16 protein-coding genes are annotated in these 18,216 nt (G+C 64.7%); 4 read left to right on the forward strand and 12 right to left on the reverse strand.

What is annotated here, in order from left to right; all coding sequences use genetic code 11:
* Positions 1-11 precede the first annotated feature (11 nt).
* The 4 genes from secB (at position 12) to ISS97_RS03570 (ending at position 5,480) form a co-directional block, all read left to right on the forward strand.
* The gene (gene secB, locus ISS97_RS03555) at positions 12-503 is read left to right on the forward strand and encodes a protein-export chaperone SecB (RefSeq protein WP_379984975.1); all 492 of its coding nucleotides are present in this window, start codon (positions 12-14) and stop codon (positions 501-503) included.
* A gap of 9 nt (positions 504-512) precedes the next feature.
* On the forward strand, positions 513-1,538 hold the full coding sequence (locus ISS97_RS03560; RefSeq protein ID WP_379984976.1) for an NAD(P)H-dependent glycerol-3-phosphate dehydrogenase: 1,026 nt from the start codon (positions 513-515) through the stop codon (positions 1,536-1,538).
* A gap of 114 nt (positions 1,539-1,652) precedes the next feature.
* On the forward strand, positions 1,653-4,679 hold the full coding sequence (locus ISS97_RS03565; RefSeq protein WP_379984977.1) for a DEAD/DEAH box helicase: 3,027 nt from the start codon (positions 1,653-1,655) through the stop codon (positions 4,677-4,679).
* Positions 4,680-4,859: 180 nt separating this feature from the next.
* Complete coding sequence (locus ISS97_RS03570; RefSeq protein ID WP_379984978.1) at positions 4,860-5,480, forward strand: class I SAM-dependent methyltransferase; 621 nt, start codon at positions 4,860-4,862, stop codon at positions 5,478-5,480.
* A 6-nt stretch (positions 5,481-5,486) separates the two neighbouring features.
* Here the strand turns inward: ISS97_RS03570 and ISS97_RS03575 are convergent, their stop codons facing one another.
* The 12 genes from ISS97_RS03575 to kdpF form a co-directional block, all read right to left on the reverse strand.
* Complete coding sequence (locus ISS97_RS03575; protein WP_379984979.1) at positions 5,487-5,822, reverse strand: hypothetical protein; 336 nt, start codon at positions 5,820-5,822, stop codon at positions 5,487-5,489.
* A gap of 123 nt (positions 5,823-5,945) precedes the next feature.
* Positions 5,946-6,332: a nuclear transport factor 2 family protein gene (locus ISS97_RS03580; protein WP_379984980.1), complete on the reverse strand. Its 387-nt coding sequence runs from the start codon at positions 6,330-6,332 to the stop codon at positions 5,946-5,948.
* 47 nt (positions 6,333-6,379) lie between these two features.
* A complete protein-coding gene (locus ISS97_RS03585) occupies positions 6,380-7,063 on the reverse strand; it encodes an HAD family hydrolase (RefSeq protein WP_379984981.1) in 684 nt (227 codons plus the stop codon).
* Positions 7,064-7,195: 132 nt separating this feature from the next.
* Positions 7,196-7,897, reverse strand: a complete 702-nt coding sequence (locus ISS97_RS03590; protein WP_379984983.1) for a response regulator — start codon at positions 7,895-7,897, stop codon at positions 7,196-7,198.
* Positions 7,894-10,560 carry an ATP-binding protein gene (locus tag ISS97_RS03595; protein ID WP_379984984.1) on the reverse strand — a complete coding sequence of 889 codons (2,667 nt, stop codon included), beginning with the start codon at positions 10,558-10,560 and terminating at the stop codon, positions 7,894-7,896. Before ISS97_RS03595 ends, ISS97_RS03590 begins: the two co-directional genes overlap by 4 nt.
* Before the next feature lie 167 nt (positions 10,561-10,727).
* Positions 10,728-11,297 (reverse strand): potassium-transporting ATPase subunit KdpC, encoded by a 570-nt coding sequence (gene kdpC, locus ISS97_RS03600; RefSeq protein ID WP_379984985.1) that lies wholly within the window; start codon positions 11,295-11,297, stop codon positions 10,728-10,730.
* Between the two features lie 10 nt (positions 11,298-11,307).
* Positions 11,308-12,756, reverse strand: a complete 1,449-nt coding sequence (locus ISS97_RS03605) for an outer membrane beta-barrel protein (protein ID WP_379984986.1) — start codon at positions 12,754-12,756, stop codon at positions 11,308-11,310.
* A 53-nt stretch (positions 12,757-12,809) separates the two neighbouring features.
* Positions 12,810-13,637 carry a TorF family putative porin gene (locus ISS97_RS03610; RefSeq protein WP_379984988.1) on the reverse strand — a complete coding sequence of 276 codons (828 nt, stop codon included), beginning with the start codon at positions 13,635-13,637 and terminating at the stop codon, positions 12,810-12,812.
* A 70-nt stretch (positions 13,638-13,707) separates the two neighbouring features.
* Positions 13,708-13,920, reverse strand: a complete 213-nt coding sequence (locus tag ISS97_RS03615) for a hypothetical protein (RefSeq protein ID WP_379984989.1) — start codon at positions 13,918-13,920, stop codon at positions 13,708-13,710.
* Positions 13,921-14,077: 157 nt separating this feature from the next.
* Entirely contained in the window at positions 14,078-16,150 is a 2,073-nt protein-coding gene (kdpB, locus tag ISS97_RS03620) for a potassium-transporting ATPase subunit KdpB (RefSeq protein WP_379984990.1), read from the reverse strand.
* A 20-nt stretch (positions 16,151-16,170) separates the two neighbouring features.
* Positions 16,171-17,973, reverse strand: coding sequence for a potassium-transporting ATPase subunit KdpA (gene kdpA / locus ISS97_RS03625; protein ID WP_379984991.1), 1,803 nt, complete (start codon positions 17,971-17,973; stop codon positions 16,171-16,173).
* Positions 17,970-18,062: a K(+)-transporting ATPase subunit F gene (gene kdpF, locus ISS97_RS03630; RefSeq protein WP_090449523.1), complete on the reverse strand. Its 93-nt coding sequence runs from the start codon at positions 18,060-18,062 to the stop codon at positions 17,970-17,972. Before kdpF ends, kdpA begins: the two co-directional genes overlap by 4 nt.
* Positions 18,063-18,216 lie beyond the last annotated feature (154 nt).

Consider the following 18,216-nt stretch of genomic DNA (forward strand, 5'->3'; position numbering starts at 1 on the left):
AGGGGTTTCCGATGGCAGACGTCACCGCCAATGGCCAGGCTGGCCAGCCGCAGCTGGTGCTGCAGAAGATCTACGTGAGGGATGTGTCGTTCGAGGCGCCCAACGCGCCGCAGATCTTCCAGGAGATTGGCGAGACCGACCAGCAGCCGCAGGTACAGCTGAACCTGGGCCAGAAGGCCACCGATCTCGGCAACGATATGTACGAGGTGGTGCTGAGCCTCACTCTGACCTGCACCCTGGGCGAGCGCACCGCTTACCTGGCTGAAGTGCAGCAGGCTGGTGTGTTCGGCGTGTCCGGTTTCAACGAAGCCGACCATGCCGGCATCATCGGCAGCTACTGCCCGAACCTGCTGTTCCCGTATGCCCGTCAGGTGATCTCCGCGCTGGTGATGGAGGGTGGCTTCCCGCCGTTCCTGCTGCAGCCGATCAACTTCGACGCTCTCTACGCCGAGCAGGCACGCCGCCTGACCGACGGCGGCGAGACTCCGGTGCTCAACAGCTAAGTCTCCGATATGGCTGCATATCCGACTCTGGCGGTGCTGGGAGCCGGTTCGTGGGGCACAGCGCTGGCTGCGCTGGCCTCACGCAATGGCGTAATGACCCGTCTATGGGGACGCGACGCCAAGGCGTTGGCGGCGATGGCCGAGACCCGCGAGAACCAGCGCTATCTGCCGGAAATCCAACTGCCGGTAGAGCTGCAATATCAGGGCGATCTCGCCGCCGCCGTGCGCGGCGCCGGGATTGTGCTGCTGGTCGTGCCCAGCCACGCCTTCGCCAGCATGCTGGACGAGATCGCGCCGCTGCTCGATCCCGGCACCAACATCGCCTGGGCCACGAAGGGCTTCGAGCCGGGTACTGGCCGCTTCCTGCATGAACTGGTCGCGGAAAAGCTGCCGGGCCGTGCCGCGGCGGTGGTCACCGGGCCGTCCTTTGCCAAAGAAGTCGCCATGGGCCTGCCCAGCGCGGTCACCGTGCATTCGGACGACGATGCCTTCGCGCATCAGCTCGCCCTGATGCTGCATGCACCGAACTTCCGTGCGTATTCCGGCAGTGATGTGCTGGGTGCCGAACTGGGTGGCGCCATGAAGAACGTGCTGGCGGTCGCCACCGGCGTTGCCGACGGCATGAATCTGGGACTCAACGCCCGTGCCGGCCTGATCACCCGCGGCATGAACGAGATGCTGCGTCTGGGCGTGGCCTTGGGTGCGCGCCCGGAAACGCTGATGGGCCTGTCCGGCCTGGGCGATCTGGTGTTGACCTGTACCGGCGACTTGTCGCGCAACCGCCGGCTTGGCCTGGCGCTGGGGCGCGGCGTTGCTATCGACGAAGCCGTGCGCCAGATCGGCCAGGTGGTGGAAAGCGTAGTAACCGCCGATGAAGTGGCGCGGTTGGCCGCCAAACACGGCCTGGATCTGCCGATCAGCAACGGTGTGCGCGCCGTGCTGCACGGCGAAGTCACGCCGGTCGAGGGCCTGAAAGCGTTGATGGCGCGCGAGCAGAAGCCGGAATATCCAGAAGGCCTGTTCGGCCCGTTCTGAACCATCCCGATGCCAACTTGCTACCCGGTGTGAAAAACCGGGCGGCAAGACGCGCATCTGCGCATGGGCCTTGCTAAGCTCGGTCTTTTGGTCGCCCCGGCGGACCACACGCGCATGCAGCAACCCGACGAGAAACAGCTCGGCGATCCCATACCGCAGCGTCGCGACGATAGCGGCGAGCCGCTGCCGCCCGTGTGGCGCAAGCTGCTGGCCGAAACCGCGCTCGCTACGGCGCACGAGCGCGGCGTGCTCGGCTTTTTCCTCGACGTGATCCCGGAAGAGGGCGTGCCCTTCGTGCGCATCGATGTGGCGCCGGTACTGCTGGCCGTGGCCGAGCAGGGCCGCTTCGTGCGGCCGGCGCCGCTGGACAGCCGTCATCTCGCGCAACTGCCGCTGGAGCCGCACGAGCAGCGTCTTGCCGCCACCGTGCTCGGCCTGCCGCAGTCCGTGCGCAAGAGCCGCAGTTATGCGCGGCTTGCCGGCCATGTCGGCGATACCTTGCTGGCGGAAATTCTCGACACTGCGCCATGTTTTCTTGGTGGCCTCGCGGGCCTGCGCCTGTCGCGCGGCAAATCGCATCAGCTCAACTGGCATTGGCAACTGGAAAAGGACGGTAGCCAGCGTCTGCTGCCGTCGCTGCCGCAAAACCAGCGTCTGCTGCGCATCGATGCCCTGTGGTACCTCGACCCCGAGCGCGCCGAATTGGGTCATCTCGAAGCGCCGGCAGAAGAAACGCACTGGCTGGATCTGCCGCCACTGAAGCATGAGCATGGCCGCCGCCTGCGCGACGCATTGCCGGGTAGTCGCCTGTCGCAACGCATCCCGCTGCCTCAGGTCTTTGCCGAATTGCGCCGCGCCGAACTGGCGCCCAAGCCGATACTCACCCTGCATGCGCTGACCCGCCACGCGCGCCTCGCCGCGGGTACGCCGCCGCTTGCCTATGCGCGCCTCGCCTTCGACTACGCCGGCGAACGCTTGCCCGGTCGTGGCGGCGAGCCGCTGGTGCGCCGCGTACGCAACGGCAGCCTGGTGGAAATCGCGCGCCGTCGTGCGGAAGAACTCACCGCGATGGAGCAGCTCGAACGCGCCGGCCTCACGCCCGGCGTGGATACCGAAGGCTTGCCTTGGGATCTCGCCGACACCTTGCCTGAAGACGCCTGGCTGTTCCCAGGCAAGGGCTACGCCGGTGCGCTGGAAGTGAACACCCCGGCGCGCTGGCTTTCGCTGCGGCCGAAGCTTGAAGTCGAAGGTTTCCAGCTCGAATACGCACCCAGCTTTCCGTTCGAAGTGCTGGAAGGCCCGGTGCGCTGGTACGGCAATGCAGTGGAAGACGCCGACGATCATGCCTTCGATCTTGAGATCGGCATCGAACTCGAAGGCAAGCGCCACAACCTGTTGCCGGCAGTGGCGCAGGCGCTGGCCGAGCATCAGCTCAACCTCAGCCCCGCGCCGAACGAGCCGGAAGACGCGGTGTGGTACGCGCCGGTGGACGAGCGCCGCCGTGTGCCGGTGCGCCTGAAAGAGTTGCGCGGTCTGCTGGCGCCGCTGGCGGAATACCTGGAAAAACCCAGGAAGAAACTGCATCTGCCGCGCGTACAGGCTGGCCGTCTCGAAGAAATCGTCGAAGCGCTGCCTGCCGGCGGCGCGCTGGAAGCGCCAGAACAACTGCGCGGCTTCACCGCGCGCCTGCGCGATGCCGCGGAGCGCGCAAGCGATGCGGTCCCGGACGGGCTCACGGTGGAGCTGCGGCCGTATCAACGCGAAGGTCTGCGCTGGTTGAACGCGCTCGCCGAAGCCGGTGTTGGCGGTGTGCTCGCCGACGACATGGGCCTGGGCAAAACGCTGCAGCTGATCACGCACTTGCTTGCGTTGAAGGACCGAGGCGCGCTGACGCGTCCGGCCCTGATCGTCGTGCCGACCAGCCTGATCCCGAACTGGCAGGCCGAAGTCGCGCGTTTTGCGCCTTCGCTGAAAGTGCTGGCCCTGCACGGTCCGCAGCGCGGCGGCGATTTCTCGCAGCTCGGCGCGCAAGACATTGTGCTCACCAGCTACGCATTGTTGCCGCGCGACGTGGTGACGTTGCGCAAGCAAGCGTTCGAACTGATCGTGCTGGACGAGGCGCAGCAGGTGAAGAACCCGCGCACCCAGGCCCGCCGTGCAGTACTGAGTCTACGTGCCCCGCGTTGCGTCTGCCTCACCGGCACGCCGCTGGAAAATCATCTCGGCGAGCTGTGGTCGCAGGTCGATCTGGCTGTACCCGGCCTGCTCGGTGATGAAGGCGCGTTCCGCCGCCACTATCGTGTGCCGATCGAGAAGCAGCGCGATACCGACTGCCAGGACCGCCTCAACCACCGCCTTGCACCGTTCATCCTGCGCCGCACGAAAGCCCAGGTTGCTTCCGAGCTGCCGCCAAAAACCGAGATCACGCGCCGTGTGGTGCTGGAAGGACGCCAGCGCGAACTCTACGAAGGCCTGCGCCTGTCGCTGGCCGAAGAGTTGCGCGAGGTGATCTCCCAGCGCGGTATTTCGCATAGCGGCATCGTCGTGCTCGATGCCTTGCTCAAGTTGCGCCAGGTCTGCTGCGACCCACGCCTGGTGAAACTGGAGGCCGCGCGCGGCGTGCGCGATTCCGCCAAGTTCGAACTGCTGATGGACATGCTGCCCGCGCTGCTGGCGGAAGGGCGCAAGGTGCTGCTGTTCTCGCAGTTCACCGAAATGCTCAAGCTGATTGCGCACGAACTTGATCGCCAGCGCATTCCCTACGTCACCCTCACCGGCGAAACACGCGATCGCGCCGAACCGGTGCGCCAGTTCCAGGAAGGCGATGTGCCGCTGTTCCTGCTGTCGCTCAAGGCGGGCGGCGTGGGCCTCAACCTTACCGCCGCCGATACCGTGATCCACTACGACCCGTGGTGGAACCCGGCCGCCGAGGCGCAGGCCAGCGATCGCGCGCATCGTATCGGCCAGGACAAGCCGGTGTTCGTATTCCGCCTGATCACCTCGGGCACGGTGGAAGAGCGCATCGAAGAACTGAAGGCGCGCAAGGCCGAGCTGGCCGAAGCCGTGCTGGAAGGTGGCGGCACGCGCGAACGGCTGAGCTTCGATCAGGAAGACCTCGACGCGCTGCTAGCCCCAAGTTGAGATGGCACCGTAGGAGTGCACCCTGTGCGCGAAAGCCCTGCGCAAGCAGGGCCACCTTGTCATGGTCATGAATACGGTAGAAAACAGCCCTGCTATGCAGGGCTTTCGCGCACAGGGTGCGCTCCTACCGCAACATCGGGATGCGCGTATCCTTCATGGCGTATCCCGCAGGCAAGCATCATGAGCGACATCACCCGCAAACAGCATTGGGAGCACGCCTACGAAACCAAGGCGTCTGATGCGGTGAGCTGGTATCAGCGCCGGCCCGATGTTTCGTTGACGATGATCCACGACGCCGGCCTGCCGCTGGAAGCGCCGCTCATCGATGTCGGTGGCGGCGCGTCCACCCTGATCGACGCTTTGCTGGATGAAGGCCACAGCGATCTGTCGGTACTGGATATCTCATCCGCCGCGCTGAGCAAGGCGCAGGAGCGTCTGGGGCCAATGGCATCCCACGTCGACTGGATCGTGGCCGACGTGCTCGACTTCACTCCCTCGAAACGCTACGCCTTGTGGCACGACCGCGCGGTCTTCCATTTCCTGGTCGACGCACACGATCGTGCGCGTTATCTGGAGACGTTGCAGCGCAGCCTGCTGCCGGAAGGCCAAATGGTTATCGCGACTTTCGCGGAAGACGGTCCCGAGCATTGCAGCGGATTGCCGGTGGCGCGCTACAGCGTGGCCAGTCTGCAGGCGGTACTCGGTGCCGCCTTCGAGCTGGTGGAGAGCACCAGAGAAACGCATCTCACGCCCGGCGGCGCGGAACAGCACTTTACTTATGCGAGGCTGCGGCGGGTCTGAGTCCGCTCAGTGCGATTCGACGCGTGTGCGCAGCAAGGCATCCACCGCCTGCTGCCATTCCGGCGAACCCGGCTTCGATTGCGGCGCTTCCTGGCCCAGCTTGTGCTGCACGGCGAGGTTCCATTCGTCGGAGCCGAAGTCCGGGCCATGCGCTTGGTCGTCGTTGATGCCTAGGCGCTGATCGACCCATTGGTACCACTCGTGCGAGCCCAGCGTGGCGTTGGCTGGCGTGGCAGCCGTGGCCTGCGGCTTCGGTGGATTGTCCGGTTGCGGTGGCTGCGGCGACGAACAGGCGGCGAGGATCGCGGCAAGCGGAAGACTGATAAGAGCGAGTCGGCGCATGATGCGGCTCCAGCCATCGGGTGGGGCCTTCGAGACTAGCGCGAGCACGTGGTCTCGCGCTGAATCGCACCTGACACCGGTATGTTTGTCAGGCCCTCATAAAGGCCAGGTTATGTCCGCGATTCACGTCAAGGCGTCGGCCACCACGGTGCCTTGGTGATACAGGATCTTCCAACCATCGGCGGAGCGGCGCCAGAGAGTCGCGCGGCGAGTGAGTCGCGCCTCCTGCTGCAGTGTATAGGTCAGCAAATAGTGATCGGGAGCGATTTCGAGACAATGGAAATCGTGTGCGTCGAAGTGCTCGACGATCTCGCCGCGATACCGCTCTTCAAGCACGTCGAGCACGTAATCACGACTGTAGCATCGCCCCGACGCGCCTATCTCGCGGAAATTCGCATCCATCATCCGATCGAAGTCGGCACGTGTAGTGCCGAACTCCGGGCGATGGAAGATCGGTTCGCGCCGCCTTAGTTCCTCGAGAATGTCGAGCAGTCGGGGTTCGGTCGTCAAGGTTGGTTCCATCGGGCAAGCCTCGCGGTACGAAATGACAAATGCCGTCAGGGTCGAGCCGCCACTTCATCGATATGCCGCAGTAGATCCGCTGGATCGTCGTATACGCGGAATGCGCCGGAACGCTCCAGCTCATCCTCGCCATAGCCGCCGGAAAGCAGGCCGACCCCCAGCGCGCGTGCACGTTGCGCGGCGAGCATGTCCCAGATGCTGTCGCCGATCACCAGCGATTGCTGGATATCCACGCCGAGCCGTTCGGCGGCGGCGAGGAACAGATCGGGATCGGGTTTGGCATGCTTCACCTGATCGCGCGTCACCACCGGCACCTTCGACGGATCGACGCCGAGCGCGGCGACATTGTGCGCGGCGGTTTCCATGCGGCCGCTGGTGGCGATGGCCCAGGGATAACCCTGCTCGGTGAGGTGGGCTAGCAGTTCGCGCGCACCAGGCAACGGCCGCACCAGACCTTGCGTGTGCTGCCGGTTGAATGCTTCAGCGTGCCGTTGGTGCAGGCGCTTCAATCGATCCTCGGTGATCTCGAGGCCGGTCTCGCGCAACAGAATGTTGGTGAACAACCCACCGCTCATGCCGATCTTGCGATGGATGCGCCACACCGACAGCTCCACACCCTCCGCGTCCAGCGCTTCTTTCCAGGCCAATACATGTTGGTAGACGCTGTCGACCAAAGTGCCGTCGAGGTCGAACAGGAAAGCGGTGCGGCTGCGAGCCATGGGGAGTCTCCGGGGTCAGGCGAGTACGAAGTGTCGCGCATCCCGCGTGACGGTGGCGACCCTATCGTGAACTAAGCTGGTAGGAGTGCACCCTGTGCGCGACAAAGTGCAGGTCGCCCACAGGGTGGGCTCCTACAGGACGCCAGTTAGGAAGCGATAACCAACACCTGGCTCGGTCTTCAACCATCGCGGCGTCGCTGGATCATCGCCCAGCTTCTGCCTCAGCTTGCCTAGCACGATGCGCAGGTAATGCGTGTCCTGCACGTGCGTGGCGCCCCAGATTTCGCGCAGCAATTGCTGTTGCGTCACCACGCGGCCGGCATGACGGAACAGCATGGCCAGCACGGCGTACTCCTTGCGGGTAAGCGCCAGCGGCTGGCCGTCGAGATGCACTTCGCGCCGCGCCAGGTCGATGGCGAGATGGCCATCGTCGTAGCGTTGCTGTATCGGCTCCGGCTCGCCGGGGCGATTGCGCAACAGGGCGCGCAGTCGCGCCATCAATTCCTGAATGCCGAATGGCTTGGTGACGTAGTCGTTCGCGCCGGCATCGAGCGCGCGCACCTTTTCGCTCTCTGAATCGCGCACCGACAGCATCAGCACCGGCACCTGACTCCATTGGCGCAGTTCGGCCAGCACCTCATGGCCTTCGCGATCGGGCAGGCCGATATCCAGGATCACCACGTCAGGCGTGCGCGTGGCGGCCTTGGCCAGACCTTCGGATGCGTTCGCCGCAAGCACCACCTCGTAGCCTTCGGCACGCAAACCGATATCCAGGAATTTGCGGATCTGCGCTTCGTCGTCGATCACCAACACGCAGGGGGCGGCGGCAGTCATGGGGTCTCTTCAGGGGGCGGGGGCAGGGGCAGGGTGATGCGAATGGTGGTGCCGATGCCATCCCCAGGCAAGGCCTCCACGCTGCCCCCGTGCGCGCCGATCATGCCGCGGCAGATCGCCAACCCCAGTCCGGTGCCCTGTGGCGCGCGGTCGCCGCGCGCCACCGAATAGAACATGTCGAAGATGCGCGCCCGCTCGTCTTCCGGGATGCCGGGGCCGCGGTCGATCACATCGATCTGGAGTTTCTCCGGCGCGCTGCGCACGATCACCCGCACTGCCTCGCCTGGCGGCGAGAAACGCGCAGCGTTTTCCAGAATGTTGAACAGCGCCTGCTCGATCAGCGCGGGATGCACATATAGCAATAGCGTGCCCGGTGGCAGCATCGTGTCCACCTTCAGTTCCGGGAACAGTTTGTGCAGCCGCGTGACGGCGGCGGCGACGATTTCCGCCACGTCGGTCCAGTCGCGGTTGAGCTTGAGTGTGCCGTGGCCCAGCTTGGTCATGTCGAGCAGGTTCTGGATATAGCGATCCAGCCGCTGCCCTTCGCCGAGAATCGCTTCAAGCAACTCTTTTCGCTCACCCGCGGGCAGTTGATCGCCATAGCTGGCCAGCGTGCCGGCGGAGCCGATCATCGACGCGAGGGGAGAGCGCAGATCGTGCGATACCGATGAAAGCAGCGCGTTGCGCAAGCGCTCGGTCTCGCCCTGCACGCGCGCGCCTTCCAGTTCGTCGGTGAGGCGCGCGCGTTCCAGCGCCTGCCCGATGTCCTGCACCATCGCCAGCGCCAGGCTGCGCTGGTCCGGCGACAGGTCGTGCGCGTCGGAGGCAAAACGCAGCGCGGCGACGCCGAGCCGGTGGTTGTCGCCGCCGAGCGGCAGCATCCAGCAGGGCGCGGCATTCAAGGTGTCGGTGTAGCGGCCCGCGGGTTCGGCGTGCTGCTCGCACCAGTCGGCGGCGGCCAGATCCTGTGGCGTCAGTCGCACATCGCGCGGCGACGTGGCAACAGCGTGCAACACGCGGCTCGGGTCGCGCATCAGCACGGCCACGTCGCAACGCAGGGCCTGGGCCAGCGCACCGGCGCCAACATCGCGGATACCTGCCGCATCGGTACTGGTCGCCAGCCGCTGTCCCAGCGCGAGCAGGGCGCGCGCATGCGCGTGCGCCGCGCGCATCGACTCCACCTGACTCGATAGCTGTGTCGCCAGCCGGCTGCACACCAGCGCGGCGACAAAGAACAGGCACACCGCCAGCACGTCGTCGAAGTTGGCGATCATCAACGTGTAGCGGGGCGGCGCAAAGAAGAAGTTGTAGCCCAAGAAACAGAGGGAGGCCGTGTACACCGCCACCGCCATGCGCGTGCGCACCGCCACCACCAGCACCGCGGTGAGGAAAATCAGCGACAGGTTGGCTACCGACAGATAGCGGTCAGCGATAAAGGAAAGCCCGAAGGCCACCAGCGTAGCGAGCGTGGCATAGATGTATTCGCTGCGTCGCCCGCGTCCACCCGGCATGCGCAGACGCCGCCGCGATTGCGCGCGCTCGGCCGGCGTGGCGATGATGGTGAGTTCCAGGTGCGCGCCACGGCGCAACAGCAACTGCGTCAGCGAACGACCCAACATGCGTGCCAGTGGCCGCTCGCGGGTGCGTCCCAGGATGATCTGGCCGATGCCTTCGCGATCCGCGTGCGCAATCAGCTCATCGGCGATGGCGTGGCCGCGCAACACGATGGTGTCGCCGCCCAGACGCCGCGCCAGCCGCATCGCCGCGTCGAGCTGTTCGCGCCGAGTCTTGTCCAGGGCGGCGCCAGTATCGACAAAGGCCACGCTCCATGGCGCGCCGCGTCGCTCGGCAATGCGGCGCGCGACGCGCACCAGGTATTCGCTCTGGCTGTGGCCGTCGATGGCGGCGAGTACGCGCCGCCGTACCGGCATCGCACTGCCGCGCGCCAGCATGTGGTCGCGCAGATCGCTGTCGACATGGCCGGCCACCGTATCCACCGCCAGCTCGCGCAAAGCGGCCAGGTTGGTGGGTGAGAAGAATGCATCGAGCGCCGCGGCCGCCGTTTCCGGCACATAGACCTTGCCCTGCTTCAGGCGCTGGATCAGCTCGCGCGGCGGCAGGTCGACCAGCACGATGTCGCGCGCGCGATCGAGGAAGGCATCCGGCACGGTTTCGCGCACGGTGACGTTGGTGATGCGCCGCACCTGATCGTTGAGGCTTTCCAGGTGCTGCACATTGAGCGCGCTGTACACCTCGATGCCGGCGTCGAGCAGCTCGGCGATGTCCTGCCAGCGGCGCTCATGGCGACCGCCGGGAAGATTGCGGTGCGCCAGTTCGTCGACCAGGATCACGGCGGGGCGTCGTTCCAGCGCCGCGTCCAGGTCGAACTCGGTGAAGTCGCGCCCGCGGTAGTTCACCTGCCGGCGCGGCAATACTTCCAGCCCTTCCAGCAGCGCCGAGGTTTCAGCGCGGCCGTGCGTTTCCACGAGGCCTACCACCACATCCACGCCTTGCCGCTTCAACTCGCGCGCGGCCGAGAGCATGGCGAAGGTCTTGCCTACCCCGGGTGCCGCGCCGAGAAAAATTTTGAGGCGGCGGTGACGCTCGTCCTGCACGGTGTCGAGCAGGGCGTCGGCGCGTGCTTCCCGGTTAACGTCGGACATGCTTCATTGCCTGTAGAGAGCTTGCGTACTATCCCTGAGTCCCATGCGAGGAACCAGTGTAGGAGCCCATCCTATGGGCGAAAGCCCTGCGTAGCAGGGCCGCTTTTGCCACAGGAGGAGAAAAGAGCAGCCCTGCTACGCAGGGCTTTCGCGCACAGGGTGCGCTCCTACAGGGCGTCCAATGCCAGGTTGAGTTTCAGCACGTTGACGCGTGGCTCGCCCAGTACGCCGAGCTGGCGGCCGGACGTGGCCTGCGTCACCAGTTGCTGCACCTGGGCCACGTTGAGTCCGCGCGCCTTGGCGACACGAACCACCTGGTACTGCGCGGCGGCCGGACTGATTTCCGGATCTAGGCCACTGCCCGACGCGGTCACCAGATCGACCGGCACCGGCGCGTTGTTGCCGGAATCGGCTGCCCGCAGTGCGTCGATGCGCACCTTTGCCGCGTCCGTCAGTGCCGGGTTGGTCGGCCCCTGGTTGGAGCCGGTGGACGAGGCGCCGTTATTGGCCATCGGCATTGTCGCCGACGGCCGGCCCCAGAAGTACTTGGGTTCGGTGAACGACTGGCCGATCAGGCTGGATCCGACCGGTTTGCCATCCTTGGCGATCAGGCTGCCGTTGGCCTGCGCGGGGAACAGCACCTGTGCCAGGCCCGTCGCTACCAGTGGATACAACAGGCCGGTGATGACCGTCATCAGCACCAGCATGACCAACGCGGGACGAATCAATTTGCTCATGGCCATTTCCTTAGTAATGCAGGATCGCGTCGAGGAGCGCGATCATCTGGTAGTTCTTCTTGCCGGCGTCGTAGACGGGCTGATCGTACGAATGCTCGTAGCGAATCTCAGGGCGGATCTCCAGGTCCGGCGTCACCCAGCGTGTCAGGCCCAGCGTGTGGCTGGTGTAGCGGGTGGCGTAGCCGGTGCGCTCGCCTTTCATGTCCTTATAGAACTCGTTGCGGAACGTCATGTACGTCTTCGCATTCAGCTCGAAGTTGAGGTAGTTGACGACACCGAACTCGCCGGCCGTCCCTGGCAGCGGCGACGATCCCGCCACACCCGGCGTGCCGCCGGGGCCGAAGCCCGGAGCGTTGCGGGAATACATGCGGTAGGCCTCGGTCTGCATATGCACGCGCTGATTGAAGCGGTGGCCCCAGGTCATGACGTACATCTGGACGTTGTTGTAGTTCTTGTCCGACTTGTTCCAGTTGTTGATGCAGGGATAAAGCATGTCGTTGTTGTCGGCGGACACCCAGCGCACGCAGGTCTGCAGCGAGGGGCGTGCCGATTTGTTCCAGGGCGCAACGTCATTGCCTGCATTGATGCCGATCTGGAACGTCCACTGCTTGTTGAGGCGAGTGGAGGTCATGATGCCCGTCTGGGTATACGGGTCGACCGTGTACAGAATCGAATGGGTCAGCAGATAGTTCTGCGGTGCGAACTGAGCCTCGATATCCGGCACCGAAAGCTCACGGCCGACACGGATGATCATGCCCTCGGCGATCGATGGAATATAGAAGTCGAAATAGAACAGCATCGGATCGACGCCGTAGATCTTGCCGTTCAACGCGCTATGCGCCTTGGGATGGTTCAGTAGCTGGTTGCTGAAAACGCCCTTGGTCACGGTGTAGTGGTAGTCGTAGCCATACAGCGTGGAGATGTTGAAGCCCCAATCCATATGGTCGGTCTGCACCGTGTCTTCGACACGCGAGATATTGACGACCAGTTGATTGAAATCCATCCGGTTGGGACGCGTGGCATAAGACAGCGGATAGTTGGTGAAGCTCGACGAGCTCACATTGACCGAGGGATTGACCCAGCCGTTGATCTCGATGCGGTTGCGCTCCATCCAGTGGCCGAGCGACGTGCACGACAGAGCCTTCTGGAGTGGGTACTGACCATAGGCGTAGGGCACGCCGATCGGTGCGGGCACGCCACCCATCTGCCATTCCGAATTCGGAAACGGCGGTGAATCGAGTGGTGCGTCCAGACCGCGGCGGGCCGGCGCAGGTGCGTTTGGATCAGCCGGCTGCGCGTCCTGGCGATAAGCCGCGGCCAGGCGCGAGAACAAACCAGCGGAGCAGTCGCCACCGGCGGCCGGCGCATCCGGCGTTACGGTGACATCGTCGGCCATGGCCTTGGTCATCGGCGCCAGCGCCAGCAGGCAGGCGATAGCGAGAGTCTTCCTGAGTTGCATAGTTGCCTCTTTGTGACGGGCTCTTCCGGCCCGTCGATGGTGACTGAATTCGGTTAGAACGCGCCCTGCAGCATCACGAAGCCGCGGGTGCCGCCGGCATGGCGATACTCCTCGGCCACGATGAAGCTGGACGTGCGTCGATAGAAATCGGAGTTGGTGGCGTGCGTGACGCCCGCGCTGACGGTCCAGCGATCGGCGACCTTGTACTTCAACGTGGCGCCGTAGTCGCTATAGCTCGGGTTGCGCACGCCGCTCGGCAATGGCTGCACCAGCGTGCTCTGGTAGCGCGTGTGGCCGGCGTGAAGATCCACGCTCCAGCGTTCGCTCAGCGGCAATGACGCATCGAGCTGCAGATAGCCGGTGCCGCGCGAGTCACGGCGATAGCCCTGCTCGCGATCCACGCCGAAATAGTCGGTGAGCGCATGGTTGTACTTCAGCGTGAGCTGCTTCCAGGTGATGGCCGCATGGGCTTCCACGGTGTTGAACGAGCGCGAGGCCAGTCCGGCCTTGTCGAGATTCGCGCCGGGATAGAGATAGCCATAGATGCCCGCGCGCCAGGACCAGTCATCGTTGATCGCACGGCCGTAGCTGGCATACAGGTCCAGCTCCATCGAGCCACCCGGGTAGCTGTGCTCGCTGATGCTGGAGCCCCATACGCCCGCGGTGAAGCCGTTCTTCATCGCCAGCTCGGCGCCGCCCTGCATGGCGGGGCGGCCCCAGGTCTGGGTGAGGCCGCGAAAGATGTAGTCCGAAGTTACCGCGGCATTGCCGGTGATGCTGCTGGCTGGCTCTTCTTCGGCACGCACATCGTCAGCGCGCACGTCGTCGAAACAGAACGGCGCGATAAGGACAGCGGCGGTGGCCAGGATGTGACGCTTCATGAGAGGAACTCCGATATCGCTCCGGATCCGTCGGAAGCGATACCCACAAGGGAACGAAATGGCAGGTGACTCAGATACCCGCGTAGCCGCCGAGGACGTAGTCGTCGTGTTCGCGGTCCGGCGCTTCGGCATCACGCGGCACAGTGGTCCATGGTGCCGAACGGTCTGCCGAAGCAGGCAGTGAGATGACCACGTCGCAGGTCGAATCGTTGGCCGACAGACGAAGCTGCATATCGGAATGCGTAGCGTCGGGCAGTGATACGGATACTTTCAGCGTTTGCATGACAAGCAACCTCCAGGGAATTAAGGCTGTTCCCCCTCCCCTGCGTGCAGCAGGGGAAGGCCGGGGTGGGGTCAAGCCCTTCAAGTGTGCGAGTGCGTCGCAAGGGTCTACCCCCTCCCAACCTCCCCCTGTGAACAGGGGGAGGGGCTAAAAGCGTTCAAGCCAGACCGATCAGCACCAGCAACATGTCGATCACCTTGATGCCTATGAAGGGCACCGCGATGCCGCCCAGTCCGTACACCAGCAGATTGCGCCGCAGCAGCGCGCCTGCACCGAGAGCGCGGTACTTCACGCCTTTCAGCGCCAGCGGAATCAAGAAGATGATGATCAGCGCGTTGAAGATCACCGCCGACAGGATCGCGCTCTGCGGGGTGGCGAGCTTCATCACGTTGAGTGTGTTGAGCGCGGGATAGGTGGTAGCGAACGCGGCCGGGATGATCGCGAAGTACTTGGCGATATCGTTGGCGATGGAGAAGGTGGTCAGCGAGCCGCGCGTGATCAGCATCTGCTTGCCGATCTCCACCACCTCGATCAGCTTGGTCGGGTTGGAATCGAGATCGACCATGTTGCCGGCTTCTTTCGCCGCCTGCGTGCCCGTGTTCATCGCCACCGCCACGTCGGCCTGAGCCAGCGCGGGCGCATCGTTGGTGCCATCGCCGCACATCGCCACCAGGCGGTTCTCGGCCTGGATGCTGCGGATCAGCTTGAGCTTAGCCTCCGGGGTGGCTTCGGCAAGGAAGTCATCCACGCCCGCTTCGGCGGCGATGGCGGCGGCGGTGAGGGGGTTGTCGCCGGTGATCATCACCGTCTTGATGCCCATGCGGCGCATTTCGGCAAAGCGCTCGCGGATGCCGCCCTTCACGATGTCCTTCAGCTCGATCACGCCCAGCGCGGTCGTGCCTTCGGTGACGATCAGCGGCGTCGCGCCACGGCGGGCGACGTCCTCGGCCATGCGCTTCACGAGGGGCGGCAGATGGCTTCCACCGCTTTCGAGATAACGCTCGACGGCATCCAGCGCACCCTTGCGGATCTGGCGGTCGCCGATGTTCACGCCACTCATGCGGGTCTGCGCGGTGAACGGCACGAATTCCGCGTGGCCTTCTTCCAGCTGACGCTCGCGCAGGCCGAAGCGTTCCTTCGCCAGGATCACCACGCTACGGCCTTCCGGCGTTTCGTCGGAAAGCGAGGCGAGCTGCGCGGCGTCGGCGAGGATGGATTCCTCCACGCCTGGCGCCGGCATGAACGCGACGGCCTGGCGATTGCCCAGCGTGATGGTGCCGGTCTTGTCGAGCAGCAGCACGTCCACGTCGCCGGCGGCTTCGACCGCACGGCCGGAAGTGGCGATCACGTTAGCGCGGATCATGCGATCCATGCCAGCAATGCCGATGGCCGAAAGCAGGGCGCCGATGGTGGTGGGAATCAGGCACACCAGCAATGCGACCAGCACCGTCAGCGTGATCGGGCTGCCGTGGCCAGTGGCCTGCACGCTGTAGATCGAATACGGCAGCAGGGTGGCGCAGGCCAGCAGGAAGATCAGCGTGAATTTGGCCAGCATGATGGTCAGCGCGATCTCGTTCGGCGTCTTGCGCCGCGCGGCGCCTTCCACCATCGCGATCATGCGGTCCAGGAAGCTTTCGCCCGGATTGGCGGTGACGCGCACCACCAGCCAGTCCGACAGCACGCGGGTGCCGCCGGTGACGGCGCTGCGGTCACCGCCGGACTCACGGATCACCGGTGCGGATTCGCCGGTGATGGCGCTCTCGTCGACGCTGGCGGCGCCGATTACGACTTCGCCATCACCCGGCAACTGTTCGCCGGCTTCGACCAGCACAAAATCACCGGTGCGCAGTTCGCTGGAAGGTGTGAAGGTGATGGCCGCGTGGCGATCAGCCTCGGCCAGCTTCTTGGCGATCACGTCCTTGCGCGAGCTGCGCAGCGCGGCAGCCTGCGCCTTGCCGCGGCCTTCGGCCAATGCTTCGGCGAAGTTGGCGAACAGCAGGGTGAACCACAGCCACAACGTGACCCAGAAGATGAAGGCAGTGGGCGCTTCGCCGTGGCCGGCCAATGCCTGGCCCCACAGCAGCGTGGTGAGCACGCTGCATACGAACACCACGAACATCACCGGGTTGCGGAACTGCTGGCGCGGCGACAGCTTGCGGAACGAGTCCGCGATGGCCTTGAGGATCAGTTCGCGGTCGAAACTGCGAACGGCATGCGTATGAGAAGTCATGAACCTGTGTCCCGAATGATTCAGTGGGCCGACATCAGAAATTCAGCGATGGGACCGAGTGCCAGCGCAGGCAGGAACGTCAGCGCGCCAACCACAATCACCACGCAGGCCAGCAAGGTCACGAACAGCGGCGTATGCGTGGGCAGCGTGCCGGCGGAAGGCGGCACATGGCGCTTGGCGGCCAGCGAACCGGCCATGGCGAGCATGGCGATGGCAAGCAGGAAGCGCGCGAAGAACATGCACACGCCCAGCAGCACGTTCCAGAACGGGGTGTTGGCCGAGAGTCCGCCGAACGCGCTGCCGTTGTTGTTCGACGCCGACGACACCGCGTAAAGGATCTCGCTGAAGCCATGCGCCCCCGGATTGGCGACGCCCGCCACACCCGCCGGCGCCATCACGGCGATGGCGGTGCACACCACCACCAGCGCGCAGGGCACCAGCACGGCCAGGCTGGCCATCTTCATCTCGTGCGCTTCGATCTTCTTGCCGAGGTATTCGGGTGTGCGGCCCACCATCAGGCCGGCGATAAATACCGCGACCACCGCGAAGGCGAGCATGCCGTACAGGCCGGAGCCGACACCGCCGAAGATCACTTCACCGAGCTGCATCAGCCACATCGGCACCAGGCCGCCGAGCGGGGTCAGCGAGTCGTGCATGTTGTTCACCGCGCCGCAGGAGGCGGCGGTGGTGATGGCGGTGAACAGGCCGCTGGCAGCGATGCCGAAGCGCGTTTCCTTGCCTTCCATATTGCCGCCGGCCTGCAGGGCGCTGGCTTGCTGGTCGATCGATAGCCCATGCAGTGCCGGGTTGCCGGCCTGCTCCGCGGCGACAGCGCCGATGGTGAGCGGGATAAAGATCAGCAGCATGGTGGCGAGGATCGCCCAGCCCTGCCGCCGGTCGCCCACCATGCTGCCGAAGGTGTAACAGAGACCGCCAGGGATCAGGAAGATCGCCAGCATCTCCAGAAAATTGCTGAAGGGTGTGGGGTTCTCGTACGGATGCGCGGAGTTCGCATTGAAGAAGCCGCCGCCGTTGGTGCCGAGCTGCTTGATCGCGATCTGCGATGCGGCCGGACCCATCGGCAAGGTTTGCGTCTCGACCGGGCTTTCCTTGGTGACGTCGTGGCCCTGGGCATCCTTCAGCACATTGCCCGCGGCATCCTTCACCTGCTCGACCTGGGTGATGTGCTGCGTGAGCGGCACATCCACATATGCCTTGAAGTTCTGCACCACACCCTGCGACACCAGCAGCAGCGCAAGCAGCAGTGAGAACGGCAGCAGGATGTAGAGCGTGCTGCGCGTCATGTCGACCCAGAAGTTACCGATCGACAGCGAGCTGCGGCGCGTGAAACCGCGCACCACGGCAATCAGCACCGCGATGCCGGTGGCGGCCGACAGGAAGTTCTGCACGGCTAGGCCCAGCATCTGGGTCAGGTAGCTCATGGTGCTTTCGCCGCCGTAGCCCTGCCAGTTGGTGTTGGAAACAAAGCTGATGGCGGTGTTGATCGCCGAATCCGGCGTTACCGCGCCGAAGTGCTGGGGATTCAGCGGCAGCCATTGCTGCACACGCTGCAGCGCGTACACCGCCAGCAGGCCGGCCATGTTGAACAGCAGCATGGCCAGCGCGTAGCGGCGCCATGTCATGTCCTCATCCTGACGCACGCCGGACAGGCGGTAGAGCGTGCGCTCGATACCGCCACCGAAACGCGTCACGCGGTTCGGTTTGTCGGAGAACACGAGCGCCATGTAGCTGCCGACCGGCTTGATCAGCAGCAACAGCACGACAAGGTAGATCGCTACCTGCAGAAAATCATTGGTGGTCATTCGAACCACTCCGGCTTGAGCAGGGCCACGCACAGGTAGCCCAGCAGGGCCACCGCGATGACGGCAGCCACGGCGTAGAAAATGTTCATGGTGAGATTCCCGCGAAACGCGTGATCGGAAGAGGGCCGCCGCAGTGCGCGGCAGCGGTCGTCAGGGGCGTCGGCCGAGGCGGTCGCAGATCATCAGAAAGCCGATCGACGCCCCGCAAAGCACAAACGAGAAGAGTAGGTAGATGACATCCAT

It is taken from the genome of Dyella koreensis, from assembly GCF_044904565.1.
Taxonomy (GTDB): domain Bacteria; phylum Pseudomonadota; class Gammaproteobacteria; order Xanthomonadales; family Rhodanobacteraceae; genus Dyella_D; species Dyella_D koreensis.

Coding starts and splice junctions, on each gene's coding strand:
- ISS97_RS03605 (WP_379984986.1), bottom strand. CDS start 12,756: ATGCAACTCAGGAAGACTCTCGCTATCGCCTGCCTGCTGGCGCTGGCG.
- ISS97_RS03615 (WP_379984989.1), bottom strand. CDS start 13,920: ATGCAAACGCTGAAAGTATCCGTATCACTGCCCGACGCTACGCATTCC.
- ISS97_RS03560 (WP_379984976.1), top strand. CDS start 513: ATGGCTGCATATCCGACTCTGGCGGTGCTGGGAGCCGGTTCGTGGGGC.
- ISS97_RS03595 (WP_379984984.1), bottom strand. CDS start 10,560: ATGTCCGACGTTAACCGGGAAGCACGCGCCGACGCCCTGCTCGACACC.
- ISS97_RS03610 (WP_379984988.1), bottom strand. CDS start 13,637: ATGAAGCGTCACATCCTGGCCACCGCCGCTGTCCTTATCGCGCCGTTC.
- ISS97_RS03575 (WP_379984979.1), bottom strand. CDS start 5,822: ATGCGCCGACTCGCTCTTATCAGTCTTCCGCTTGCCGCGATCCTCGCC.
- secB (WP_379984975.1), top strand. CDS start 12: ATGGCAGACGTCACCGCCAATGGCCAGGCTGGCCAGCCGCAGCTGGTG.
- ISS97_RS03585 (WP_379984981.1), bottom strand. CDS start 7,063: ATGGCTCGCAGCCGCACCGCTTTCCTGTTCGACCTCGACGGCACTTTG.
- kdpB (WP_379984990.1), bottom strand. CDS start 16,150: ATGACTTCTCATACGCATGCCGTTCGCAGTTTCGACCGCGAACTGATC.
- ISS97_RS03590 (WP_379984983.1), bottom strand. CDS start 7,897: ATGACTGCCGCCGCCCCCTGCGTGTTGGTGATCGACGACGAAGCGCAG.
- kdpF (WP_090449523.1), bottom strand. CDS start 18,062: ATGAACATTTTCTACGCCGTGGCTGCCGTCATCGCGGTGGCCCTGCTG.
- ISS97_RS03565 (WP_379984977.1), top strand. CDS start 1,653: ATGCAGCAACCCGACGAGAAACAGCTCGGCGATCCCATACCGCAGCGT.
- ISS97_RS03570 (WP_379984978.1), top strand. CDS start 4,860: ATGAGCGACATCACCCGCAAACAGCATTGGGAGCACGCCTACGAAACC.
- kdpC (WP_379984985.1), bottom strand. CDS start 11,297: ATGAGCAAATTGATTCGTCCCGCGTTGGTCATGCTGGTGCTGATGACG.
- kdpA (WP_379984991.1), bottom strand. CDS start 17,973: ATGACCACCAATGATTTTCTGCAGGTAGCGATCTACCTTGTCGTGCTG.